Below are 23294 nucleotides of genomic sequence, written 5' to 3'. Positions count from 1 at the left end.
CATGACCGCAACCTGGCCGCTGCAACTGGATTCCGTCGAGAAATGGTACGGTGGGTTCCAGGCCCTGCGCGGGATCGACCTTCACGTCGATCCCGGCGAGTTCCTGACGATCCTCGGTCCTTCGGGATCGGGGAAGACCACGGCGCTGAAATGCGTCGCCGGGTTCGAACTGCCGGACCGGGGACGCATTAGCCTCGGTCGGGAAGATATCACCGATGCCCCGCCTTCGGCCCGGGACATCGGAATGGTGTTCCAGAACTACGCGCTGTTCCCGCATATGACGGTAGCGCAGAACGTCGCCTTCCCGCTCAAGATGCGGCGCACGCCCCGTGCCGAGGTAGCGCGCCGCGTTTCCGAAGTACTGGAGATGACCGAGCTCGGGGCCTTGGCGAAACGCCTGCCAAAGCAGCTTTCGGGCGGGCAGCAGCAGCGCGTTGCGCTTGCCCGCGCCGTCGTCTTCCAACCACGTCTTTTGCTTCTGGACGAACCCTTCGGCGCGCTCGACCGGCAGCTGCGCGAGCAGATGCAGATGGAAGTCCGGCGGCTTCAGCAGGCGCTGCACCTGACTTGCGTGTTCATTACGCACGACCAGGAGGAGGCGCTGGTCATGTCCGACCGCATCGCCGTCCTGTTCGAGGGCGAGATTCAGCAGGTCGGAACGCCCGAAGAGATCTACGACCGGCCCGCCAACCTGCGTGTGGCCGAGTTCGTCGGGGAATCGAATATCCTCGAAGCCAGGGTACTCGCGAACGGCGATACTTTCAGCGAAATCGAGGCCGGCAGTCTTCGCCTCCGGCTGCCGCACGGAGGATCTGTGCACGACGCCGGGCAATCCGTCAGCGTGCTGGTCCGCCCGGAACGTCTGCGGCCCGGTTACGGTACAGAAGGCCCCTCCCTGCGCGCGAGGGTGTCGGAAACGGCCTACCTGGGATCGACCAACCGCGTGCTGCTGGAGACCGAGGATGGACGCAGCCTGATCATGCGGCTGCCGGCTGGAATGGTACGCCCGACGCCGGGCGAGGTTATGGATGTGGGCTTTGACCCGGACACCGCACGAATTCTTCGGCGCCACATCGCAAAGGAGGTAGCAGCATGAGTCGTGACCGGAGCCTGTGGCTGGCCGTACCGGCGCTGGTCTTCCTGCTGGCCCTGTTCATCTGGCCACTGGTCCGCCTGTTCGCCGGCAGCTTCGCCGAGGGCATCGGCGTCTACACGGGACTGCTGACAAGCGACCTCTACATGCCGGTGCTCGTCCGTACGTTTGGCATTGCCGCGCAAGTCACGCTCGTGGCCCTGATACTCGCCTACCCCGTGTCCTACCTGCTGGCCACGACGTCGCGCGGATGGCGCGCCTTCGGGTTTGCCGTCGTCATGCTGCCGTTCTGGACCTCGATCCTCGTGCGCACCTATGCCTGGATGATGCTGCTGGGCCGCAACGGTCCGGTTAACAAGCTGATGGTGGCCTCGGGCGCGATCGAGAAGCCGCTCACGCTTCTCAATACGCCATTCGCCGTGATTATTGGCATGGTGCACGTCATGGTGCCGTTCATGATCCTGCCGATCTACAACGCCATGCAAAAGGTCGATCCCGCAGTGCCGGACGCCGCCCGCTCGCTTGGCGCGGGAAGCTGGTCGGTTTTCGCACGCATCTACCTTCCGATGACCCTGCAGGGGGTGATCGCGGGCATCACGCTGGTGTTCGTCCTGTCGCTTGGTTTCTTCATCACGCCTGCTCTGCTGGGCGGAGGGCGCGTCTTCATGTTCGCCATGGTGATCGAACAGCAGGTGCGCGAATCCCTCAACTGGGAGCTGGCGGGGGCCATGGCCCTGGTCCTGCTCGCCGTGACACTGGCGGTGTCCGGGCTCATGGCCGTTGTGGCGGGGAGGTGGCTGCGATGGGCACGCTGACCGCGACACAGGCCAAACCTGCCGCCCGCCGCGCCGCCCTCGTCTCGAAGCGGCTGCCGCTGATCATCTTCGTGACACTGGTGTTCCTGTTCCTGACGCTGCCGCTCCTGGTCGTCGTGCCGGTCTCGTTCAGCAGCGCCAGTTTCATAACCTTCCCGCCGCCCGGTTATTCCCTGCGGTGGTACGAAGCCTACCTGAACGACTACGCTTGGATGGCCGCGACGATCCGCAGCCTTAAGGTGGGCGTGGTCACCACGGTCCTGGCCTTGGCGTTCGGTGTGCCGCTGTCCTTTGCGCTGGTGCGGGGCCGGTTCCCGGGGCGGGCGCTGCTCGAACAAGGCATCGCCGCGCCGTTGATCGTTCCGAACATCGTCTTCTCGATCGCGGTCTTCGGCTTCTACTACAAACTTGGCCTCGTCGGGCCATGGCTCGGTGTTGCAGTGGCGCACACGATCCTCGCGCTGCCATTCGTGGTCATCGTGACCACGGCCGGCCTGCGCGCCTTCGATCGCAACCTGGAGCTTGCCGCCATGGGGCTGGGGGCGTCGCGCCTGGGTGCCGTAATGCGGGTCACGCTGCCCGATATCAGCCCCAGCTTGATCTCGGCGGCCTTCCTGGCATTCATAACCTCGTTCGACGAACTGGTCGTGGCGATGTTTCTCGCAGGTGCCGACGCAACGCTGCCAAAGAAGATGTTCGAAAGCATCATGACCGCCATCGACCCCACGGTCGCCGCAGTTTCGGTGCTGCAGATCCTGCTGGTCAGCGTGCTGATGATCGCCGTCACCCTGCTCGGCGGCCGTGTCGGCGGAGGTCGGGCATGATCCCGGAGGCACTGCCTTTCGCGGGCCTAAGAGTGGTCGATTGCGGCAGCTTCATAGCGTCTCCGGCCACCGCTGCGCTGATGGGAGACCTCGGCGCAGACGTCATCAAGATCGAGCCGCCCGGCCAGGGCGATCCGCTGCGCCGGATGCACTTGCATCCAGACCTGGCAGGATCGGACAGCGCCTACCCCTGGGATCTGATCTCACGCAACAAGAGAAGCCTCGCGCTGGACCTGAAGGCCCCGGAAGCGTTGGAGATCCTCTTGCGGCTGACGGACGACTCGGATGTTTTCGTCACGAATTTTCCGCCCCGGGTTCGCGAACGGCTCGGGATCGGACACGACGTGCTTTCATCCCGGAACCCTGGGCTGATCTACGCCGCTTTCACCGGACATGGCGAGGATGGTCCTGACCGCGACAAGCCCGGCTTCGATTCCACCGCGTTCTGGTCCCGCAGCGGGTTGATGCGCCTTACCGGCCCGGCAGAGGCTGACCCCCCGCGCTTTCCGCCGGGAGCCGGGGACCAGATCGGTGCCCTCAGCCTTTTCGGGGCGATATCCGCGGCTCTCTACCGCCGCGAACGGACCGGGCAGGGCGGCATGGCGACCGCTTCACTCATGGGCACCGGCTATTGGGTCAACGCCGTGAGTATCCAGGGCGCGCTGGCCGGGGCCGGATCCAGACCGCGCCCGGCGCGGACAGACATGCCAAACGCCTGCTTCAACAGCTACCGGTGCCGCGATGGCCGCTGGTTGGTCCTGACACTGGCCAACGGAGAGGCGCGCGGCTGGCCCCGGCTTGTCGCTGCGATAGAGCGAACAGACTTGCTGGACGACCCCCGTTTTGCCACACCGGAAGCGCGGGCGTCCAATGCGGGAATGCTGATCGCCGAGTTCGATGCGGCCTTCGCCACCCGCGACCGGGCGGACTGGGAGGCCCGGCTCGGTGCCGTACAGGTGGTCACCGGGTCGGTGCAGGATGCCGCCGAGGCCACGCAGGACGTGCAGGCTGAGGTGGCCGGGCTAATGCCGGAGGCGGCTGCGGGCCGCACGGTGGCCACGCCGATCGGACTCGATGGCGCGGCACCGGTCTATCGCGCGGCACCGCGCGAGGTGGGCATTGACGGCGACGCGATCCTTGACGCGCTCGGCGTCGACGCCAAGACGCGGGCGCGCCTCCGGGCAGCGGGACAGCTGGGCTGAGGCCATGACGAGATGGCGACTTTTCGGCTCCGATCATTCGCCCTACTCGGTGAAGCTGCGCAGCTACATGCGCTTCAAGGGCTTGCCGGTCGATTGGGTGCCGCGCACCGCCGAAACCCGAGCGGAGTTCGACAGTCTTGCAAAACTTCCGCTCCTGCCTTTGCTGGTGGCCCCTGACGGGACAGTGATGCAGGACAGCACCCCGGTGATCCTGGCGCTTGAACGTCGCTTTCCGGAACCTGCGATCTTTCCGGATGACGAAGGTCTTCGGTTCGTGTCGATGCTGATCGAGGAGGCGGCGGACGAGTGGGGCAACCGTCTGCTCGCTGCCTTCCGCTGGACCCACGACCGCGCGGAGAGCCTGTCGCGCACCGCCCGCATGCGTTTGCCTCATGGCACGCAGGCCGAAATCGCCGCCGAGATCGAGAGGATAGAGACGACGAGGCTGCCAAAGATCTTCGAGGTCGCGGGCATCGAACCGGGCAACGCCGCTGCCTTCGAGGCCTCGTTGACCGGCCTGTCGGCGGCGCTGGACAAGGCGCTGAAGGATCGGCGTTTCCTCATGGGTGACCGGCCATCGCTGGCCGACTTCGGATTGTGGGGACAGGTCGTGCAGATGCGGCTGGACCCGACTGCCGGGAAATGGCTTGCCGCGACCCCCGCCGTTTCCCGCTGGCTTGACCGCATGATGACGCCCGCCTGTGAAGGCATCTTCGCCCCGGCCGCCGAAACCCGCAAGGTGCTACACCCGCTTCTAGCCTGGATCGCAGAGGACTTCCTGCCGTGGTCGCTCGCGAACATGCGCGCCGCGACAACCGGGGAACCGGACTTCCAGGCCCGTCTCCTTGGCGGCGGTTTCCGCGCCCGGTCCCAGCGCTATTCCGCAAAGTCCCTGCGCAGCCTGATCGGGGCAATGCCCGTCGCCATCGACCCCGACATCGCTCTGCTCTTGGAGGAAACGGGTTGCATCCCGCACCTCGCGGCCGCGCGGAACCACTTCGCATCATACTCGCAGGGGAACACGGCATGACCCAACTTGCAGCGCTGACCGATGGCGCATTAAGTGTGACGGAACGGCTTGTCGAGATTGAGCCGGGCGACATCTATGGCACGCATGTGAACAACGCCCGTTACTTCGAATACATCAACCGGACGTTCCGTGACTGGTATCACGCGCTGGGATTCGCGCCGGGCCATGGGCGTACCGCGGGGCCGATGATGGGTCGGATCGAATACGACTTCCGGGCCGAGATGCACTATCCAGGTCGTGTGCTTTGTCAACTTGCTGTGACACGCATCGGGAGGGCAAGCCTGACCCACCGGATCGCGCTTCTCGATCCCGACCGCCCCGATCCGGAAAGACCCAAAGGCACATTGGTAGGAGAGGGGTTGGCAATCAACGTCTGGTTCTCGCGTTCCACTGGCCGAGCAGAGCCCTGGCCCGACGAGATGAGACGGCTCTGCGCGCCCGCCGGGTAGGCGGGGGCCGGCCTGAAACCTCTCAGCCTGGCTCGACCACTGCGTCCAGCGCGACGACACCATCACCCTCCGGCAGCACGAGAACCGGGTTCAGATCCATGCTCACCACGGTTTCGGCATTCGCAGCCGCGAAGCACGATACGTCCGACAGCAACTTTGCCAGAGCCTCGGTATCCGACGGTTTTGCTCCGCGGAGACCCGCAAGCAGCGGCGCGCTTCGGACCCGTCCGATCATCTTTCTGGCGGTCCCGATGTCGAAAGGCGCGCGTTCGAAAGTCACATCACGGAACAACTCTACCAGCACGCCGCCCAGACCGAACATCACGACCGGGCCGAAGACCGGATCGCGCAGGGTGCCCACTATAACCTCGACACCCTTGGGCGCCATGGGCGCGCAGAGGATCCCGTCCAGCACAGCATCGGGCGCGTTGCGGGCCGCGTTGGCTTCCAGCGTCTGGTACGCCGCTGCGGCGGCATCGGCGCCGGAGACATTCAGCAGCACGCCGCCGATTTCGGTCTTGTGCTGAATTTGCGCCGAAGAGACCTTCATCGCCAGCGGCGTTCCAACCTCTTTTGCAAAGGCTGCCGCCTCGTCGCGCGTCTTGGCAAGCCGTTCGGGCAGAAACGGCACGCCCGCGCGCGCCAGGACCTGCTTGGCCGCGTGCTCGGACAGGGTGTCGGCGGCCGTCAGAGTCGGATCCGGTGCAGGCAGGACAGGCCGCGTTGCGGCGGCGGCCGCAAAGGATTGCCCGAATGCCGTCAGTGCCCCGACGATCTGCACCGCGCGGTCGGCATCCTGGCTGACGACGAACCCCGCGTCGCGGTAGGCCTGTTTGGCCTCCTCGGGCGCGGCCATGCACAGGACGGCAAGCCGCTCCTCGAACCCCTCGACCCCCTTCAGGATCGCATCGCGAAGTGGTCCCGAATAGGCCTCCGCGCCGGGCACTGTGGTCAGGAAGCTGACCAGCGAATCGTATCCGCCGCGCTCCAGCACCATCTGCAAATTCTTGGTGACCAGAGACATGTCGTTCATCATCTGGGCGGTGGTGTCGATCGGGTTGGTGACCGCTGCGTAGGGAAGTAGCGCCTTGAGTTCCGCCTGCGCATCCTGCGGCATCGGCGGCACATCCAGGCCGTATTTCACGGCCGCGTCGCACATCTGGACGCCTACCCCGCCCGACAGCGTGAGGATGCCCAGCCGGTTGCCCGACGGGAACACACCGTGCAGGCAGGCTTCGGCGATGTCGAGCTGCTCTTCCGTGGTCTCGGCCCGGTAAACGCCGAACTCGCGGAAGATCGCGTCATAGACTTCGTCCGCACCGGCAAGAGAGGCCGTGTGCGACGTCGCCGCGCGCGCGCCCGCTTCCGATCGCCCAACCTTCATCGCAACCACCGGTTTGCCGGCCGCCCGGGCGCGGGCAAGACCATCGAGGAAGGCGGGACCGTTGCGAATGCCTTCGAGGTACAGCGCGATGACCTTGACCTCGTCTTGCCCGGCAAGCCAGGCGACGCATTCGCCGACTTCCAGGTCGACCTCGTTGCCCGTTGTGATCCAGGTGCCGACGCCCAGACCCCGCTGCCGCGCCAGCCAGGCGATGTAACCCCCGTAGGCGCCGGATTGTGAGACCACTGCCACGCCACCGTCTTGCGGAACGCCTGCGTCCAGCGATTGCGTAAAGGTGCCGTAGAACCTTGCGCCTGTCGAGAACAGCCCGACACAGTTGGGGCCGATGAGCCGCACGCCTCCCTCGGCAGCTATGTCGCGCACATAGTCCTGCAAGGCGCGCCCGTCCTCGCTGGCCTCTGCAAAGCCCGATGCCATGATAATGGCGCCCGGGAGGCCGATCTGTCCGGCCTCCTTCAGCGTGTCCGGGATCGCGACCGCAGGAATCGCCAGGATCGCTACATCCGGCGTCTCGGGCAGCGAGGCGAGAGATGGCCACGCCTTCAGACCCTGGACCTCGTCGCGCTTCGGATTGATCGGGTAGATGGTCCCGTCAAACCCGTGCTCGAGCAGGTAACGCAGGGGCCGCCCGGAAATGCGCGCGATGTCGTTCGATGCGCCTACCACGGCGACCGATCGAGGGCGGAGAATTCGGTCCAGCCGCGGGTCTATGACGAGGTGTGAGGTGCGAGTGTTCATGGCAGTCCTTGGGAGGTGGTGCAGGATCAGCGGTGGCGGCAATTACCCGAACTGGCGGGCGAGTTCGCGTTTGAGAATCTTGCCCGTCGGGCCGATTGGCAGGTCCGGCGAAAAGTGGATGAGGTGCGGAACCTTGTACGCGGCGAGTCGTTCCTTGAGCCACTGAACCAGCGTGCCCCAAGTCAGTGTCTCACCCGGTCTAAGTTGCACGACGGCGACGACGTACTCATCGCCGTTCGGAGCAGGTTTGCCGAACACCGCTGACTGGACGACCGCGGGATGGCTGTTGATGACATCCTCAACCTCGGCCGGAAAGACGTTGAAGCCGGAACGGATGATCATTTCCTTGGCGCGTCCTGCGATGGTCACGCCACCGCGGCGGTCCATCGACCCCAGATCGCCCGTGGCAACCCAGCCGCCGGGCCGCATGGCCGCCTTGGTGGCGTCGGGGTTGCGGAAATACCCCAGCATTGTCGCCGCGGCCCGTGCCCAGATCTCTCCGGTCTCTCCGCGCTCCGCTTCGGTTCCGTCCCGGCGCCGCACCGTCATCTCGGAACCGGGCTCGGCCTTGCCGATATAGCCGGGCGCGGCGCCGGGTTCGGGAGGTGTGCGGGCGATCGGGCAGCATTCGGTCATCCCGTAGCCATTCACCAGAACCGTCCCGAACAGGGCTTCGACGCGGGCCTTCAGCGTCGGATCGAGCGGCGCACCCCCCGACGAGATGTATTCGAGCCGGTGACCGGAAACGTCGATGCCGTGGTGGTCGATGTGGTCCAGCAGGCGGGTGTACACTGTCGGCACGTAGGACAGGTGTGTCAGTTGCCCTGCCGCAAGCTGGGCCGCCAAGTCCGGAATGTCGAGCCTTGGCAGAAGGCGCAGAGAAGCGCGTGCCGCCAGCACCGACATCAGGGTCGAGATGCCCATGACGTGGCTCAGCGGCGCGCCGCCGTCATACCGTCCCCCGGCGCAGACCTGCCGCACCTGCCGCAGGGTTTCGCCCAGCTTCAACAGGCCTGTATGGCCGTGCAGGACTGCCTTGGGGATGCCCGTTGTCCCGGAGGAGAACAGCACCAGCGCCACGTCTCCGGCAGGCGGATCGGTCGTATCGGCTGGCCCCGGGGCGTGCACCGCGCAGCCGACGGTGCCAGCCCCCTCGATCATGAGCGGCGCGAAATCATGCCCCTCCATAGCCGCGCGTGATTTCTCCGATCCCGCGTCCGATGTCACCACCGTCAGACGCGGGTCGATTAGGTTGTGCAGCTTGGCGATCTCGACTGCGGGGACCCGGGCATTCAGGATCGCAGGCCAAGCCCCGACACGTTCCGCCGCCAGCATCAGAACGGGAGACGCGAGGTCGTTCTCGGCGACAATCAGCAACCGGTCTCCGGGTTCGAGCCCGCGCGCCTTCAACTCTGCCGCTAGGTCGCGCGTGATACGGGCAAGGTCGCCGTAACTCAGCGCGACATCGGCGGTCAGGAGGGCGGGCGCTTCCGGCGCCTCCTGTGCTGCCCGGTCGACGAGATCGGGAACCGTCCGGCAGTCCGGTGCGCCCGGCTCGTGAACAGCCATGTTGGCCTCCTGCGTTCCGCTCATGCCACGGCCTTCCCCGCCTGGACAGTTCCCAGATGCGCCATCGCTGCGGAGGCGTCGTCGATGATCTCGTCGAAGATCGATTCGACGCTGGCCACGCGGTCGGCGAACCCCATCGCCTGGCCCCAGTCGATCATTCCGGTCGACGGATCGCCGGACCGATAGGCCTCGCGCGTGACGCCGCCGACGACATGCGGGCGGTAGCTGTCGAAATCGGTATTGCCTTCGGCCTCGAGCGCAAGGACGGCCCGGGCGCTGTCATTGCCCAGCACCCGATGATTGTCGCGGAAGATCTTCTTGACGACCATCCCTTCGCTGCCGTCGGAACGCACTGCAAAGTCCTTGATCTTCCTGTCGATCCAGAGTTCCTCGGCAACCATCATCCGCGACCCCATCAACATGGCTGCATTGCCCATGGCGAGTGCCGAGACCAGCTGCCGTCCCGTGGCAAATCCTCCGGCAACGATCGTGGGAAGAGCCGTGGCGCGCGGCGCCTGTGCGGCCTGCACCATGGAGCCGATCATATAGACGCCGGGATGTCCGCCGCATTCCTGGCCCACGACAATCACCGCATCGGCGCCGACACGCTCGGCGGTGGCGACATAACGGATCGCGGGTACTTTGTGCAGGATGCGGATGTCCATGCCCTTCAGGACCGGCACGATCGGTTCGGGGCTGGCGCCAGCCGTCTCGACACAGGTGACCCCGTGCCGCTTGAGCAGCGGCAGCAGGTCCGTCACCCGTTCGATCCCGCCCGCCTGCCGCGAGATGTAGAGGTTGACGCCGAAACCGCGCCCTCCAACCCGCTCGCGGCAGATGGCCAGCTGCCGCTCAAACTCGTCCGGCGCATCATAGCCGGACGAGACCACGAATCCCATGCCGCCCGCATTCACGACCGCCGCGACATAGGCGCCGTCGGATACGCCCGGTCCCAGCCCTCCACAGAGGATCGGGTGACGGATGTCCAGCATTCGTGTGATCTCGGTTCGGAAGATCGGGTCTCGCATGTTACTGTCTCTCCTGTCGTGCGGGCGGATGGCCCCTTGGCGACACTGTGGCGTGACTGACTATGACGGCGCGGGTCGAAGCTTGAAGCCGCTGGGCCGGTTGCGGCGGGGATCGACACAACCGTGATGATTGGTGCAGGACGGCTCGTCAAAACTCCCGCGACGCGCAAATATCACGTAAAAGGCCGTCAGGCCGTCCCAGATCTTCCGGAAGACCAATGACTTACGAGACAATCCTCTACGAGGCCCGCAACCGGGTCGCCACGATCACGCTGAACCGACCGGAGGCGATGAACTCTCTCAACGACGAGATCGTCGCCGAATTGCACGACGCCATGTGGCGCGCGGATGGCGACAGAGAGGTGCGCGCCATCATTCTGACCGGCGCAGGGCGGGCCTTCTGTGCGGGCGGCGACATCAACGGCTTCGGCGATATCGACCCGAAGGCCTTGCTGACGAAGCTGCCCCGCGCCTTCGACATCGACGCCCGCCCGGACTACCAGACCCGGCACACCTATTTCGCCCGCATCCGCAAGCCCGTGATCGGCATGATCAACGGCGCCTGCGCCGGGCTCGGGATGGTTTATGCGCTCATGTGCGACGTCCGGCTCGCCTCTAAAGATGCGGTATTCACCACCGCCTTCGCGCGCCGCGGGCTGTCGGCGGAATACGGGATGGCCTGGATGCTTGCGCGCGTCGCGGGACACGCGAATGCGCTCGACCTTTTGCTGTCCGCCCGCCGTTTCAAGGGGGAAGAGGCCAAGCAACTCGGCGTCGTGAACCGCGCCATTCCGGCGGCAGAGTTGGAGGCCGAGACCCGTGCCTATGCCGAGGAACTCGCGACCTGGTGCGCCCCGGGTTCGATGATGCGGATGAAACAGCTTCTGTGGGATGTGCCGTATCAGAACCTGCACGACCACGTCCGCATGGCCAACCAGCATATGATAGAGACCAACGACAGCGATGACTTCCGCGAGGGCGTCGCCAGCTGGAAGGAAAAGCGCCCACCGGACTTCGCCGGCGTCGAGGACCTGGAATGACCCTACCCGAAACCATGGAGGCGCTGGTCGTCCGCAACTACGGCGACTGGCGGGACGCGGCGATCGAGCAGGTGCCGGTGCCGCAGCCCGGTGCCGGAGAGGTGCTAATCCGCTCAGGCGGCGCAGCACTGAACTTTCCGGACCTGCTGATGATCGAGGGCGGCTACCAGGTGAAGCCGACGCTTCCCTTCGTGCCCGGCCGAGACATCGCGGGCGAGGTCGTGGCTCTGGGCCAATGGGTGGAGGGCGTATCCATCGGTGACCGGGTGGCAGCGCAGCCGCCCTTCGGCGCATTTGCCGAATACGCCGCTGTCCCCGCCCATACCTGCGTGCCGCTGCCCGATGGCGTCAGCTTTGCCAACGCGGCGGCGACGGGTACCGTCATCGCGACGGTGGTCGCCGCGATAAAACTGCGGCTCGACCTTCAGCCGGGAGAGACCGTGCTGGTCACCGGCGCCGCGGGGGGCGTGGGTTCCATGGCCCTGCAATATGCGCGGCTTCTGGGAGCGACCCCCATCGCACTGGTGTCCTCGGACGAGAAGGTGGCCGCGGCCTTGCGGCTCGGCGCAGGGGCGGTCGTCCGTTCCGACAGGATCGGCGATCCGGTCCGCGGCCTGCGCGCCGGTCTGGACGCGGCCGGAATCGGCCAGGTCGATGCGGTCATCGACATGGTTGGCGGTGTGGTGGCCGAAGGCGCCCTGCGCAGTCTGAAGCCCGGCGGGCGCTTCGCCATTGTCGGCTTTGCCGGTGGCGCGATCCAGCAAATCCCGGCCAATTACGTCCTCTTGAAGGACCTTGTTGTCTACGGCTCCTCGCTCGACCGGCTGTTCCGAACCCGCGATGCCGCGCTTCTCGATGCGCTCGACCAGGCCTTTGCCGCTCTCGCCGATGGACGACTGAAAGCCGAAATAGACCGCACGCTGCCCCTTTCATCCTTCGCCGAAGGCGCCGCCCGCATCGCAGGGCGAGAGGCCATCGGCAAGATTTTGTTCCGGATCGGAGAACGGACATGACAGACGAGGCCCCGGCCGAAGGTCGCATCCTGACGCTGCGCCAAGGACCTCTGGCGGAAATCGTGCTGGACAGACCGAAGAAGCTGAACGGTTTCACGCCCGAGATGATGCGCAGCTTAACTGCGGCCATCGACGCTGCGGAAAAGGATGCGACGATCCGCGTGATCCTGCTCCGCGCCAACGGAAACAACTTCACTGCAGGGCTCGACCTGCCGAAGATCTCCGAGGCATGGAGGCGCGGGGAATCGATCTATCCCGAGGGCATGATCGACGTCTGGGACCTGTGCCCGCCTTACCGGACGACGCCTCTGGTAATGGCGGCGAAGGGCATTTGCTTCACTGTCGGCGTGGAACTTTCGCTGAGCGCCGATATCGTGATCGCCGCAGACGACTGCCGGTTTGGCCAGATGGAAGTGAAGCGCGGCATCATGGCGGCGGGCGGAGCCACTGTCCGCATGGTCGAGCGCGCCGGTTGGGGCAACGCCATGCGCTACCTTCTGACCGGGGACGAATGGGACGCACAGACCGCGCTGCGCTTCGGGTTCGTGCAGGAAATCACGCCGGCATCCGAGGTCGACGAGCGTGCCCGCGTCTTGGCGCTGCAAATTGCCGAAGGCTCTGCGCCGCTGGCCGTGGCCGCAACGCGCCGGAATGCCCGCACCGCAATGGAGCAGGGCTCGGCAGCTGCTGTGGCACAGTTCGACGAAATCCGCAGCGTTCTTCGCCAGTCCGAGGACGCCGCAGAGGGTGTCCGCAGCTTCATCGAGAAACGCGCGCCGCAGTTCACGGGGCGCTGAGCGATGGCCGAGGAGCTGATCCAGGAACGTCACGATGCCGTGTTGCTGCTGCGGTTGAACCGGCCCGAGGCGCTGAACGCGCTCAACATCCCCCTGCGCCGGGCTCTTGCGGCTGCCATTTCCGCCGCCGCCGATGACCCGGACGTGCGTGCTATCGTCGTCTCTGGTGGATCGAAGATTTTTGCCGCCGGAGGCGACATCAAGGAATTCGCCGATCACGATGCACCACAGATCATGGCGCTCGAATTGCAGCGGATCTGGGCGCCCATCGCTGCCTGTCCGCGCCCGATCATTGCCGCCGTCGAGGGGCTGGCGCTGGGGGGAGGGGCCGAGCTTGCCATGCACTGCGACATCATACTGGCCGCTGAAGACGCGCAATTCGCCTTTCCCGAGGTGCGTCTAGGCATCCTTCCGGGCGCCGGCGGGACGCAGCGGCTTCCGCGCGCCGTGGGAAAGTTCCGGGCCATGCGTTATCTCCTGACAGGAGACCGCATCCCGGCCTCTTTGGCGGCGGAGATGGGGCTGGTTTCGGAACTGACGCCATCGGGGCAGGCCGAAGCAGCAGCCCTTGCGTTGGCGCAGAAGATCGCGCGCATGCCTCCGCTTGCAGTGCGGCAAATCAAGGAGGTGGTACTTCAGGGTGCGGACTGCGCGCTGCCCGCCGCTCTGGTCTTGGAGCGGAACGCCCACAACATCCTGTTCTCTACCGAAGACCGCAAGGAAGGGGTCGATGCATTCATCGAAAAACGAAAGCCGTTGTACCGGGGGCTTTAGGGTCAGATCTTTGGTAACGGGTCGGTTCTCTCAAGGCGCTTATGCCACACTGTTCATTCGCGCTGACGGTTTACTTCTGCGCGGGGCTTTGTTGCGCAAACGTGGAGCTAGGGATTCATCTCGTGAATCCAGCGTGGTAGCTGGCCGGCTTGAGCAGACCCATCCCGCCGAGCTACAAGACCAAGAACTGGCCGGCCTACAGCGAAGCGCTGAAGCAGCGCGGCTCCCTGACGATCTGGTTCGATCCGGACGTGGCCTGGGTGCCGCCGCCGACGGGCAAGGGAGGCAGGCAGCCGACGACACGACGGGAGCACAGGTCGATGACGACGCACAGGTACAGCCATCTTTCGTGCGTTCTCAGGTAGGTGATGTCGGTCACCCAGACCTGATCTGGCTGACGGCTCGAACCGCTGCTCCAGCGGGTGCTCGGCAACGACGTCAGGCGTTCCGCAATATTGGCCGGGACGGCGCTTTTGGCCCACCTGAGCAGCGTTCCCGGCCAGCGATGCCAAGCGGGCAGCACGATTCTCCGAGATGCATTCATCCTGGTCGCGCGGATCGTCTGTCTGTTTGCGATAGCAAGACTCCTTGCCGCTCTCGGCCTAGGCCTACCGGATCAGTTCGGTCTGACCTGCATCCTCCTGCGCACGGTGGCTTAACGGGTCCTTGAGCCATGCATAGAAGCCGAAGAAATGGCCCCGCAGCACCCGGCACATGCCACGGATGCCGAATTCCACGCGATGCGCCCGGATGAAGGCGAACTTCATTGGGACCCTCGCGCGAAGCACACCGTTGCCTTCTTTGAGACATCGCGCTCCACGGTCACCCTGGCAAGCTCGCACTTCAACCGCCGGTTCTAGGCCGCGTGGTGTCCTTGTCCAGATCGCGAACCCGTCTCGCCCCCACGCGCGTCCGAGCGTGGCCGGATGGGGTGTGTCCGGGGCGATTGCGCACCACACGAAATTGATCCGAAAACTGCTGAGTGCGGGGTCCGCTTTATGATGTGGGAAAACTGTTCGTCACGGCCGGGGGCAACCAGCAGATCGCCAGCTCACGCGGAAGAGCGAAAACGATTCTTTGGGAGAAATGGCACTTCATTCTCAGGGTCCCCTTGTTTCTCTCTCGTCGGAGCCCCACCTCTAGTATGCTAACGTTATTCTCTGCGAACCTCTGCCTCCGTTCACCTGGCATCAGTTGATCGACTCGAGTTGACTATGCCGGGCTGCCGCACTGTGTGGGCAGCATTCAGAACAGGAGACCACGGATATGGCCAATGGCACCGTGAAATGGTTTAATTCTTCCAAAGGCTTCGGCTTCATCGAGCCCGAATCTGGCGGCCGAGATATCTTCGTCCACATTTCGGCTGTCGAGCGCGCGGGCCTTACCGGTCTTGCCGATGCTCAAAAGGTGACGTTTGACGTAGAGTCCGGCCGAGACGGCCGCGAAAGCGCGACCAATCTCGCGCTCGCCTGACCCGACTTTGACCGGGCGTCCTGAGGGGCGCCCGGAAACCGGTCAAACGCGGCGGCGCACCCCTCACGCACGCGAACCTGATCCGGCCGCCACCCCTGGTGGAGCGGCCGAATGGACGCGAAGTCTCGCAGCATATCGCACCCCGAACCCGGCGCGAAGCCGCTTGGAATTGGGTGTGACCGCGCTGCCTTTCTTGGCAATCTTTGCCGCCGCGTGGACGGCTCTCGCGGTCAGCCCTTGGATCGCTGTCGCGCTGTCGCTGACGAACGCGGCCTTCGTGGTCCGTCTTTTCATGATCCAGCACGATTGTGGTCATGGCGCTTTCTTTGGCGGCCGCCGATGGAATGATTGGGTTGGCCGTACGATCGGCGTGCTGACCCTGACCCCTTATGCCGTTTGGCGAAGAAACCACGCCATTCACCATGCCACGACCGGAAATCTAGACCGCCGCGGTGTTGGAGACATCCCGACGCTCACAGTTGCGGAATACCGCGCGAAACCGCTCGCCGGGCGCGTCCTCTATCGACTGGTACGGCATCCTGCGATCCTGTTCGGGGTGATCCCTTTCTACAGTTTTTTCCTGCAGAACCGTATTCCTCTGGGTCTCATGCGATCCGGGTGGCGCGCCTGGGCCAGTGCGCTTGGCACGGATGCAGCAATCCTGGCCATGCTAGGTGGGCTGTATCTGCTTGGCGGCGCGCAGGTTCTGCTCTGCGTGTACCTGCCGATGATGATGCTCGCAGCCTCGGCCGGCATGTGGCTGTTCTACGTCCAACACCAGTTCGAGGAGACATCCTGGGCGGGCAATGAGGATTGGTCGGTGCAGGACGCCGCCTTCCACGGTTCGTCTCACTATGTGTTGCCGCCGGTCCTGAACTGGATCACGGCCAATATCGGAGTCCATCACGTCCACCATCTGGCGAGCAGGATCCCGTTCTACCGTTTGTCCGAAGTCCTAAGGGATCATGAGGTGCTCGCCAATGCTGGGCGCCTCACGCTGCGAGAAAGCCTGCATTGCGCAACCCTCGCGCTCTGGGACGAAAGGGGCCGACGGCTCGTTTCCTTCGCCGAGGCGCGGCAGCTGCCGGCGTAGCCGGTCGCAAAAGACATGAAATTTCACCATCCCGGAGAGGATCGACGATGACACGTTCCGTTACAGCAAGCCAATCAGATATGGGGCATGACCTTTTCAAGGGAATGGCAAAGTCGAAGACGAAGACAAAGGAGCGCAAGCAGGAAAAGAAAGCCGCTGCGATCCTCGTCGGTGAGCATGGCAGATACCAGATAAAGTCCGGCCAGCTTGCCGGGGAATTCATTGCGCGCGCATTCCCCAAACCGCCGACGCAATCGCGCGGGCTGATCGCCGAGGCGCGCGGCGCCACCGAAGAGGCCGCTATTGCGGCCCTGCACGACGTCATCGATGCGCGGGAAAGCCGCAGAACCGAGGAACGCCGGACGGACTCACGAACCGGCTCTTCCGTGCCAAGCACCGAGGAATACCGCGAAGCGATCGGTCAGATCGCCTTGTCGCGCCCGCAGCGTGCGATGCTGATGGCATTGTCGCTGGCCGGCGAAGAGGGATTGACCGACGCGCGCATGGCCTACGCTGCCGGGTACAAGTCCCAAGCGTCCGCCAACCGGTCCTTTGCCAGCGCGAACCTGCTGATCGCCAGCTACCTATCCGTGGAAACGGTTTCGCCTGGGACTGAAACGGAAGGGACATACCTCCTCGGGTTCCGCGCCGAGCCGCGAGACGAAGAGGATCCGGGAAACTGGGTCCTGCACCCGGAATTGCGCGAAGCGGTCAGGGTTGCGCTTTGATCTTATGGAACGAGGTGGCCAGAGGCAGAGGATGCCCGAGGCCAAACCGGTCCCGTATCAAACTTGTACAGCGTTTCTAAGCCTCCGGTCTAACGTGACAGGGCCCCTTCAGATGCCTCCAGTCGTTTGAGGTGCTCTGATGCGTCCTCTGCCGTCGCATCGAGAAAACAATAGCCGTCGCCGTGCACGGTGATAATCCATTGCGGGTTCTTCGGATCGGCCTCGATCCGCTTTCGCAGACGGGCCACGAGCACGTCGATGGCTCGGTCCTCGTAGGACCAATCCCGGCCACAAATCGGGGGCGTCAGGCGCGAACGATCCAGAACCTCCCCAGCATGGGTGAGGAAGATTGCCAGGAGCCGCGCTTCAGAGGGGCTGAGGCGCACGGTCCTGCCGTCGACCAGCAATTGCCGCGTCGCCTGCCGCAGGCAGAATGGTCCATGGGCGATCTGGTCGCCGGTTGCCACTTGGAGCGGCCGTCTATCTGCGGCGAGAAGGTTTCGGATGCGGACCCGGATCTCGTTGGCGTTAAATGGCTTGGTTATGTAGTCGATCGCGCCGAGCCCAAGCCCCAACATTCGATCCTGTTCGTCCCCCAAGACCGACAGCACGATGATCGGGCAACCGCGGGATTCCTGGATCCGCCGGATGAGCAAGAGCCCGTCGCCATCCGGCAACCGCCGGTCGAGCAAGACCAGGTCCCAGGCGGTGTTGTTCAAGGCTGCCTTGGCCTCGACCGAGGTTTTCGCTTCGCCGACCTGATGCCCTGCCTCGCCAAGAATGCCGCGCAGCATCGCCCGGGTGACGGCATCGTCGTCTACGATCAGGATGCGGCTCTTGTCATGGCCCATCACGACACCTGCGCGTGCGACATCGCGGCGGCGCGGGCAGGGGCCGTGCTCAGGAGCGGCAGCAATCGGTGCCTCCAGGGGGCGAAGTCGTTGATGGGCGCGCGGCCGCGGCATCCCGATTCGAAGGCCTTCAGTACATCGGCGATATCGATCAGGCCGAGTGTCGCGCAGCTGCTGGCCAACCGGTGTGCGATCTTGGCCGCCGCGGCGGGATCGCGGTCATCGAGGGCCCTCAGAAAGGCAGCGTAGTCGCCGTGCCATTGGCTCTCGAACGCTTCCACCATCGCATGAACCACGGAGGGCGAGATTCCGTCCATATCGATATGCGGAGCCGTGGCGCCCGGCTGCCGTTGCTCGCCGGTCAACGCTTTCAGCAGCGAGTCCGCGTCCGCGGGTTTGGGCACCACCGCGTCGAATGGCGCTGGATCGCCACCCGCGCCGCCGGAGATCAATTCGGCATTGGCGGTGAGCGAAATGCATCGCGCCCCCTCGCGCACTTTCCCGCGTCGACGAAGCTCCACCAGAAGGTCGATGCCGTCTCCGTCCGGCAGGTGATAGTCGAGGATGAAGATATCGAAAGCCTGTGTTTCGGCCAATTTCAATGCTGTCGCGATAGAGCCGGCCTCAACGGCGGCGACATTCAGACGGCGGAGGTTCTCCAGGACCACGAACTGGCTAACGGCGTCGTCGTCGACCACGAGACAATGGAGGCCGGCGAGGGAAAGAGCCGGGGCCCCAGAGTGAGAGGCCAGCGTGACAGTTTCCGCAGGGGCGGCGGGCACCAGTGGCACGTCGAACCAGAACGTTGCGCCCAATCGATGGTTGCGGAACCCGATCTCGCCCCCCATCGATGTCACCAGGCGGCGGGAGATGGCGAGCCCCAGGCCGGAGCCCGACGTTTCACCCCGGCCCGGCGTCACTGCGCCGAAGGGTTCGAAGAGCGCCTCCGCGACTTCCGGGGGGACGCCGGGGCCGCTGTCGGCCACCTCGAACCTGAGGACCGGCGGGCGGCCTTTCCGGTCCCGACGTCGGACAGATAGCGCGATGTCGCCGCGGGAGTGGCGGGCAGCATTGGAGATCAGGTTTGTCAGTACCTGCTGAGTCATCTCCCAGTCGATTTCCACCCAAGCGGGCAGGCGGTTCGAGGTCTCGAGCCGGCACTCGACCCCGGCATTTCGCGCCAGGGTCGCTGCGAAGCCTGCGTAGTCTGCGAGCACCGAGCGCAATTCGACCACGCGGGGCGTCGGCGCTGGCGGACGCGCTTCGAGGCGGGAGTAGTCCAGCACCTTGTTGAGCGTTTGAAGCAGATGCCGCCCGGCCCCTTCTATCGCGTCCCGGTAAACCTCGACCCGATCTGGCTCGGCCGCGCGCAAGAGACCGGCAGCGCCCAGGACGCCGTGCAATGGTGTGCGGATCTCGTGGCTCATCGTGGCCAGAAACTGCGACATCGCCCGTTGCGCCCGTTGAGCCTCGTCGGTCGCGCGACGATGTTCGGTAACGTCGTGAAGGATGACGACGTAGCCTAGGCGCAGGTTCTCAACCGCGTCGTGGATTTGCCGGACGCGGGCGTCGAAGCAGAGGCGCCCATGCCGGGTGTCGATCCAGAGGGCGTTCTTGCCCTCGGGCTGATCCACGTTCCAAAGGTCGAGGCCCTTCAACGCCTCCTCCAACGGCGCACGGCGCGCGCGCATCGCGCTCAGATAGGCGATCTCGCCTGCGCCCGCCTCGCCGACGAAGATCTCTGCCGCCGCCTGGTTGCCGGTAATCAGCTTCTTTTCGCGGTCAAGCAGGAAGGCCGGGTCGCGCAGGCTTTCGAAGACGGAGAAGTAGCGGTCCTTTTCCAGGGTGACTGCTCGATTGCGCATCTGCAGGTCGCGCAGCTTCACGTCGTCGGTAGCGTCCGCCCAGTCCGACGCGATGGAAAGCTCTGCCAGATCGAAGAATCCGCGCACCTCGTCGCGGCTGCGCGCGATCTCCGGATCGCCCCCGGCCGGTCCGATCAGCTCGAGATAGACCTCGCGAAAATGCTTCAGGAACCCGAGATAGAGTTGCAGTGTCACCCCATTGGCGCGGTGGCGGATTGCCACCTCGCGCATACGCGCGAAGCGAGGATCGCCGGCATAGTTCGTGTTGGCAAAGGGCCCGCTCGATGCTGTTTCGGCATCGAAAAGATAGCCGGTAAGCTCTTCGGTGACACACGCCACCGCCTCCTCCCAAGCTGCACGTATCGTTGTGGTGTAACGCGCATAGCCATGGCTCTTCGCGCGGACGATGGCCGCATCGACCAATGCGTCGCTCTGCTGCCTGATGGCTTCGGATAAGTCCTCGGTTCGCGCCATGAGCCTTGCGGGGGGACACGCGGAGTGAACGCGGCTTGTGCCGCTGGCGCCCCCGTCCTCCTCCTCGGGCAAGCATAGGCGGAGGGTCGACGCTACGGCAAGCGAGCAGGCTATTTCTGTTACAATTCGATTACAAACTCTTACATCACCTCAAACACGAAGCCTCACTCCCAGGTCTACGCTGACCTTCAAAGCGAAGAAGGCCAGCACCGCGCCAGCCATTGCCCCTCGAATGCGGGCCCGGCGAACGCGGAGCGCGGTGGGAGGAGGAACCATGCTTCGTTGGACACGCCGGGAACTGATGCAGCGCTCGTCGCTTGTGGGCGCGGGCCTTTTCATGGGGAGCCGCGGCTGGGCGCTCAATCGGCTCGAGCCGATTGGCGACACACTGGAGGAAGACTATCCCTACCGGGACTGGGAGGATCTCTACCGCAACGAGTTTTCCTGGGACTCCATCGGCAAGGCCGCCCACTGCATCAACTGCCTCGGCAACTGCGCCTTCGACGTCTACGTGAAGGATGGCATTGTGATCCGCGAGGAACAGCTCGCGAAGTATCCGCAGATCAACCCAAATGTGCCCGACGCCAACCCACGTGGCTGCCAGAAGGGGTCGGTCCATTCCACTTCGATGTATGAGGCGGACCGCCTGCGGTACCCGATGAAACGGGCCGGCGCGCGCGGCGAAGGCAAGTGGCAGCGCATCAGTTGGGACCAGGCGACCGAGGAGATCGCCGACAAGATCATCGACATCTACGAAGAGCATGGTCCCGGAAAGCTGATGACTCACACCGGGTCGGGCAACCTGTCGATGGTCCGGCTGGCCGCGCCCTACCGCTTCGCCTCCCTGGTGGGCGGGGTCCAGCTGGACATCTTCACCGACGTGGGGGACCTTAACACCGGCGCGCACCTGGCCTACGGCAACGCGCTGGAGAGCTTCACGTCGGACGCCTGGTTCGATGCCGACTACATCATGATGTTGCTCTTCAACCCGAATGTGACCCGCATTCCGGACGCACATTACATCTGGGAAGCCAAATGGAACGGCGCGCGGGTTGTCTCGGTTGCGCCGGACTATAACCCCTCGTCAATTCACGCCGATCTCTGGATGCCGGTGAAGCAGGGCGCCGACCCGTTCCTCGCGATGTCCATGGTCAACGTCATTATCGAAGGCAAGCTCTACAACGAGGCCTTCATGAAGGAGCAATCCGACCTGCCGATCCTTGTTCGGACCGATACCGGCATGCTCCTGCGCGAGGCCGACCTCGATGACGGCGGCTCCGACCAGGTCTTCTACCACTGGGACACCAAGACCGGCGCGGCCGTTAAGGTAAAGGGCTCGATGGGATCGGAGGACAAGACGCTCGAACTGGGCGAGGTCGACCCGGCGCTCGAAGGGACTTTCGAGGTGGAGGGCATTCCCGTCACCACCGTCTTCGAAAAGGTGAAGGCGGAGGCGGCGAAATACCCGCCCGAAGAGACGGCGGCGATCACCGGCATCGGGGCCGGCGTGGTCCGCGCGGAGGCGGAGACCTTCGCCAAGGCCAGGAAGGCGCTGCTGATGACCGGCTTCAACGTCGGGCGCTATTCCAACGGCATCTACACCAGTTGGGCCCTGTCGCTGATGCTGGCGCTGACGGGGCACGGCGGAAAGACCGGCGGGCTCGACACCTCCTGGATCGAGTGGAACCAGCCGATGTGGCTGTCTCTCGCGCTGTTCGAGTTCAAGAAGTTCCCGCGGCTGGAGGCCGGCGGCCTTGGCGAATTTGTCCGCGGCGGAATGATGGAGCATTCCCGCCAGCACTACGACAACGACAAGCTGAAGGAACGCACGGGGTTCGACCTCGACGAGCTTCAGGAGATGATCGACGAGTCCATCGACTCCGGCTGGATGCCGTACTTCGGCGACATGAAGGGGCTGATCTCGATTGCCGACAACAAGTTCCGCCGCAACAAGAACGCCGAGGCCTATCGGGAGCGCATCCTGGAGGAAGTCGAGGAGCTTTTCGTCGACATAAACGTGCGCATGGACTCCACTGCGCAATGGGCAGACTACCTGCTGCCCGCGGCCAGCCATTACGAGGCGTGGGACCTGCGCTCCGTCGCCTTCCACCGCTTCGTCAACGTCTTCTCCAAGCCGGTCGAGCCGGTGGGCGAGGCGAAGTCGGACTGGGAAATCATGGAGCTTCTGACGCGGAAGATCCAGGAGCGCGCGATCGCCCGCGGCGTGACCAGCTATCAGGATGGCGACGTCACCCGCGACTTCCACACCATCCACGACGACTACACCATGGGCGGCACACTCCTGACCGATCTCGATGCCACCAAGTGGCTGGTCGAGAACGGCCCCGAATTCGCCGGGGCGACGTTGGAGGAGGGGGTCGAGCGCGGTTTCTTCGTCATGGGCGAGGACGGGGGGCCGAACCAGCCACTGAAAGCCGACGAGCCCTATAACGCCTTCACCGCCCAGACCGAGGGCAAGGCACCCTACAAGACGATGACGGGTCGGATTACCTTCTTCGTGGATCATCCCCGATTCGTGAAGCTGGGGTCCACCGTTCCCACCGCGCGGCACCACGCGGGCCGCGATGCCTCGAACTATCCGCTGCAGTTCTACTCGCCGCACACCCGCTGGGGCATTCACTCCAACTGGCGCAGCAACAAGTTCATGATGCGCCTGCAGCGGGGGGAGCCCAACATCTACATCAACCCGCAACTCGCCGCCGCCAAGGGGATCGTGGACGGAGGGCATGTCCGGGTCTTCAACGGGCTCAGCGATTTCTACGCGCAGGCCAAATTCTACCCCAGCCTTCCGACCGACACGATCATGATGGAACACGGCTGGGAGCCGCACCAGTTTCCGAACTTTCGGCCGATGAACGCCTGCATGGCAACGCTCTTGCAGCCACTCGAACTGGTCGGCGGCTGGGGGCATCTGAACTTCTCGCTCTGGCACTGGAACGCTAACCAGCTCGCCCACGAGAACAGCGTCGATATCGAAGCCGTCTGAGCCGGTCGCAACATCAGAAAAACGGG

20 protein-coding genes and 2 pseudogenes are annotated in these 23294 nt (G+C 64.6%); 15 read left to right on the top strand and 7 right to left on the bottom strand.

Features of this window, described 5'->3' with window-relative positions; translation table 11 throughout:
• Nucleotide 1 precedes the first annotated feature (1 nt).
• Genes BM075_RS08505 through BM075_RS08480 form a run of 6 tightly spaced genes read left to right on the top strand, consistent with a single transcriptional unit; the run spans nt 2 to nt 5413 of the window.
• Nucleotides 2–1096, top strand: a complete 1095-nt coding sequence (locus tag BM075_RS08505) for an ABC transporter ATP-binding protein (RefSeq protein WP_093360238.1) — start codon at nt 2–4, stop codon at nt 1094–1096.
• Nucleotides 1093–1908, top strand: coding sequence for an ABC transporter permease (locus BM075_RS08500; protein ID WP_093360237.1), 816 nt, complete (start codon nt 1093–1095; stop codon nt 1906–1908). Before BM075_RS08505 ends, BM075_RS08500 begins: the two co-directional genes overlap by 4 nt.
• Complete coding sequence (locus BM075_RS08495; protein WP_093360236.1) at nt 1896–2732, top strand: ABC transporter permease; 837 nt, start codon at nt 1896–1898, stop codon at nt 2730–2732. Before BM075_RS08500 ends, BM075_RS08495 begins: the two co-directional genes overlap by 13 nt.
• A complete protein-coding gene (locus BM075_RS08490; RefSeq protein ID WP_093360235.1) occupies nt 2729–3934 on the top strand; it encodes a CaiB/BaiF CoA transferase family protein in 1206 nt (401 codons plus the stop codon). The genes BM075_RS08495 and BM075_RS08490 overlap by 4 nt, the downstream gene beginning before the upstream one ends.
• Before the next feature lie 4 nt (nt 3935–3938).
• Nucleotides 3939–4964: a glutathione S-transferase family protein gene (locus BM075_RS08485; protein WP_177208289.1), complete on the top strand. Its 1026-nt coding sequence runs from the start codon at nt 3939–3941 to the stop codon at nt 4962–4964.
• Nucleotides 4961–5413, top strand: a complete 453-nt coding sequence (locus BM075_RS08480) for an acyl-CoA thioesterase (RefSeq protein ID WP_093360233.1) — start codon at nt 4961–4963, stop codon at nt 5411–5413. Before BM075_RS08485 ends, BM075_RS08480 begins: the two co-directional genes overlap by 4 nt.
• A gap of 22 nt (nt 5414–5435) precedes the next feature.
• On the opposite strand, the gene BM075_RS08475 is transcribed toward BM075_RS08480, so the two are convergent.
• From BM075_RS08475 to BM075_RS08465, 3 genes are read right to left on the bottom strand one after another with little or no spacing between them, the layout of a single operon-like run.
• On the bottom strand, nt 5436–7556 hold the full coding sequence (locus tag BM075_RS08475) for an acetate--CoA ligase family protein (RefSeq protein WP_093360232.1): 2121 nt from the start codon (nt 7554–7556) through the stop codon (nt 5436–5438).
• A gap of 42 nt (nt 7557–7598) precedes the next feature.
• Nucleotides 7599–9125, bottom strand: coding sequence for a class I adenylate-forming enzyme family protein (locus BM075_RS08470; protein ID WP_177208288.1), 1527 nt, complete (start codon nt 9123–9125; stop codon nt 7599–7601).
• A gap of 20 nt (nt 9126–9145) precedes the next feature.
• Nucleotides 9146–10153 (bottom strand): NAD(P)H-dependent flavin oxidoreductase, encoded by a 1008-nt coding sequence (locus BM075_RS08465; RefSeq protein ID WP_093360230.1) that lies wholly within the window; start codon nt 10151–10153, stop codon nt 9146–9148.
• Nucleotides 10154–10371: 218 nt separating this feature from the next.
• Between BM075_RS08465 and BM075_RS08460 the strand changes: the two genes are divergently transcribed.
• The 5 genes and pseudogenes from BM075_RS08460 to BM075_RS24125 form a co-directional block, all read left to right on the top strand.
• The gene (locus BM075_RS08460; RefSeq protein WP_093360229.1) at nt 10372–11193 is read left to right on the top strand and encodes an enoyl-CoA hydratase; all 822 of its coding nucleotides are present in this window, start codon (nt 10372–10374) and stop codon (nt 11191–11193) included.
• Complete coding sequence (locus BM075_RS08455; protein WP_093360228.1) at nt 11190–12206, top strand: NADPH:quinone oxidoreductase family protein; 1017 nt, start codon at nt 11190–11192, stop codon at nt 12204–12206. Before BM075_RS08460 ends, BM075_RS08455 begins: the two co-directional genes overlap by 4 nt.
• Complete coding sequence (locus tag BM075_RS08450; protein ID WP_093360227.1) at nt 12203–13003, top strand: crotonase/enoyl-CoA hydratase family protein; 801 nt, start codon at nt 12203–12205, stop codon at nt 13001–13003. The genes BM075_RS08455 and BM075_RS08450 overlap by 4 nt, the downstream gene beginning before the upstream one ends.
• Before the next feature lie 3 nt (nt 13004–13006).
• Complete coding sequence (locus BM075_RS08445) at nt 13007–13777, top strand: enoyl-CoA hydratase-related protein (protein WP_093360226.1); 771 nt, start codon at nt 13007–13009, stop codon at nt 13775–13777.
• A gap of 149 nt (nt 13778–13926) precedes the next feature.
• Nucleotides 13927–14073: pseudogene (locus BM075_RS24125) on the top strand (IS5/IS1182 family transposase); the annotation flags it as partial.
• Here BM075_RS24125 and BM075_RS24780 read toward each other — a convergent pair.
• Together BM075_RS24780 and BM075_RS24395 are read right to left on the bottom strand one after the other, a co-directional pair.
• Nucleotides 14070–14165: pseudogene (locus BM075_RS24780) on the bottom strand (DDE-type integrase/transposase/recombinase); the annotation flags it as partial. The pseudogenes BM075_RS24125 and BM075_RS24780 sit on opposite strands and share 4 nt — an antisense overlap.
• Nucleotides 14166–14385: 220 nt before the next feature.
• The gene (locus BM075_RS24395) at nt 14386–14544 is read right to left on the bottom strand and encodes a hypothetical protein (protein ID WP_177208287.1); all 159 of its coding nucleotides are present in this window, start codon (nt 14542–14544) and stop codon (nt 14386–14388) included.
• Nucleotides 14545–15043: 499 nt separating this feature from the next.
• Here BM075_RS24395 and BM075_RS08435 point away from each other — a divergent pair, with 499 nt between their 5' ends.
• The 3 genes from BM075_RS08435 (at nt 15044) to BM075_RS08425 (ending at nt 17071) form a co-directional block, all read left to right on the top strand.
• Nucleotides 15044–15250, top strand: coding sequence for a cold-shock protein (locus tag BM075_RS08435; protein ID WP_093360224.1), 207 nt, complete (start codon nt 15044–15046; stop codon nt 15248–15250).
• A gap of 163 nt (nt 15251–15413) precedes the next feature.
• Nucleotides 15414–16343, top strand: coding sequence for a fatty acid desaturase (locus BM075_RS08430; protein WP_245758786.1), 930 nt, complete (start codon nt 15414–15416; stop codon nt 16341–16343).
• A 47-nt stretch (nt 16344–16390) separates the two neighbouring features.
• On the top strand, nt 16391–17071 hold the full coding sequence (locus tag BM075_RS08425) for a hypothetical protein (protein WP_143089836.1): 681 nt from the start codon (nt 16391–16393) through the stop codon (nt 17069–17071).
• A gap of 89 nt (nt 17072–17160) precedes the next feature.
• Here the strand turns inward: BM075_RS08425 and BM075_RS08420 are convergent, their stop codons facing one another.
• Complete coding sequence (locus tag BM075_RS08420; protein WP_177208286.1) at nt 17161–17922, bottom strand: response regulator transcription factor; 762 nt, start codon at nt 17920–17922, stop codon at nt 17161–17163.
• On the bottom strand, nt 17922–20261 hold the full coding sequence (locus BM075_RS08415; protein ID WP_093360220.1) for a hybrid sensor histidine kinase/response regulator: 2340 nt from the start codon (nt 20259–20261) through the stop codon (nt 17922–17924). Before BM075_RS08415 ends, BM075_RS08420 begins: the two co-directional genes overlap by 1 nt.
• A 274-nt stretch (nt 20262–20535) precedes the next feature.
• Between BM075_RS08415 and BM075_RS08410 the strand changes: the two genes are divergently transcribed.
• Nucleotides 20536–23268 carry a molybdopterin-dependent oxidoreductase gene (locus tag BM075_RS08410; RefSeq protein ID WP_093360219.1) on the top strand — a complete coding sequence of 911 codons (2733 nt, stop codon included), beginning with the start codon at nt 20536–20538 and terminating at the stop codon, nt 23266–23268.
• Nucleotides 23269–23294: the final 26 nt, after the last annotated feature.

It is taken from the genome of Tropicimonas isoalkanivorans (assembly GCF_900112335.1).
Lineage (GTDB): Bacteria > Pseudomonadota > Alphaproteobacteria > Rhodobacterales > Rhodobacteraceae > Tropicimonas > Tropicimonas isoalkanivorans.
Note: the sequence above shows the minus strand (reverse complement) of the source record. Positions and strands in the feature narration are given on the sequence as shown.

Excerpts from the sequence above, each read along its gene's own strand:
- BM075_RS08415 (WP_093360220.1), bottom strand. The coding sequence starts at position 20,261 with ATGGCGCGAACCGAGGACTTATCCGAAGCCATCAGGCAGCAGAGCGAC.
- BM075_RS08435 (WP_093360224.1), top strand. The coding sequence starts at position 15,044 with ATGGCCAATGGCACCGTGAAATGGTTTAATTCTTCCAAAGGCTTCGGC.
- BM075_RS08450 (WP_093360227.1), top strand. The coding sequence starts at position 12,203 with ATGACAGACGAGGCCCCGGCCGAAGGTCGCATCCTGACGCTGCGCCAA.
- BM075_RS08470 (WP_177208288.1), bottom strand. The coding sequence starts at position 9,125 with ATGGCTGTTCACGAGCCGGGCGCACCGGACTGCCGGACGGTTCCCGAT.
- BM075_RS08420 (WP_177208286.1), bottom strand. The coding sequence starts at position 17,922 with ATGGGCCATGACAAGAGCCGCATCCTGATCGTAGACGACGATGCCGTC.
- BM075_RS08455 (WP_093360228.1), top strand. The coding sequence starts at position 11,190 with ATGACCCTACCCGAAACCATGGAGGCGCTGGTCGTCCGCAACTACGGC.
- BM075_RS08475 (WP_093360232.1), bottom strand. The coding sequence starts at position 7,556 with ATGAACACTCGCACCTCACACCTCGTCATAGACCCGCGGCTGGACCGA.
- BM075_RS08485 (WP_177208289.1), top strand. The coding sequence starts at position 3,939 with ATGACGAGATGGCGACTTTTCGGCTCCGATCATTCGCCCTACTCGGTG.
- BM075_RS08410 (WP_093360219.1), top strand. The coding sequence starts at position 20,536 with ATGCTTCGTTGGACACGCCGGGAACTGATGCAGCGCTCGTCGCTTGTG.
- BM075_RS08490 (WP_093360235.1), top strand. The coding sequence starts at position 2,729 with ATGATCCCGGAGGCACTGCCTTTCGCGGGCCTAAGAGTGGTCGATTGC.
- BM075_RS08495 (WP_093360236.1), top strand. The coding sequence starts at position 1,896 with ATGGGCACGCTGACCGCGACACAGGCCAAACCTGCCGCCCGCCGCGCC.
- BM075_RS08480 (WP_093360233.1), top strand. The coding sequence starts at position 4,961 with ATGACCCAACTTGCAGCGCTGACCGATGGCGCATTAAGTGTGACGGAA.
- BM075_RS24395 (WP_177208287.1), bottom strand. The coding sequence starts at position 14,544 with ATGAAGTTCGCCTTCATCCGGGCGCATCGCGTGGAATTCGGCATCCGT.
- BM075_RS08425 (WP_143089836.1), top strand. The coding sequence starts at position 16,391 with ATGACACGTTCCGTTACAGCAAGCCAATCAGATATGGGGCATGACCTT.
- BM075_RS08500 (WP_093360237.1), top strand. The coding sequence starts at position 1,093 with ATGAGTCGTGACCGGAGCCTGTGGCTGGCCGTACCGGCGCTGGTCTTC.
- BM075_RS08445 (WP_093360226.1), top strand. The coding sequence starts at position 13,007 with ATGGCCGAGGAGCTGATCCAGGAACGTCACGATGCCGTGTTGCTGCTG.
- BM075_RS08505 (WP_093360238.1), top strand. The coding sequence starts at position 2 with ATGACCGCAACCTGGCCGCTGCAACTGGATTCCGTCGAGAAATGGTAC.
- BM075_RS08460 (WP_093360229.1), top strand. The coding sequence starts at position 10,372 with ATGACTTACGAGACAATCCTCTACGAGGCCCGCAACCGGGTCGCCACG.
- BM075_RS08465 (WP_093360230.1), bottom strand. The coding sequence starts at position 10,153 with ATGCGAGACCCGATCTTCCGAACCGAGATCACACGAATGCTGGACATC.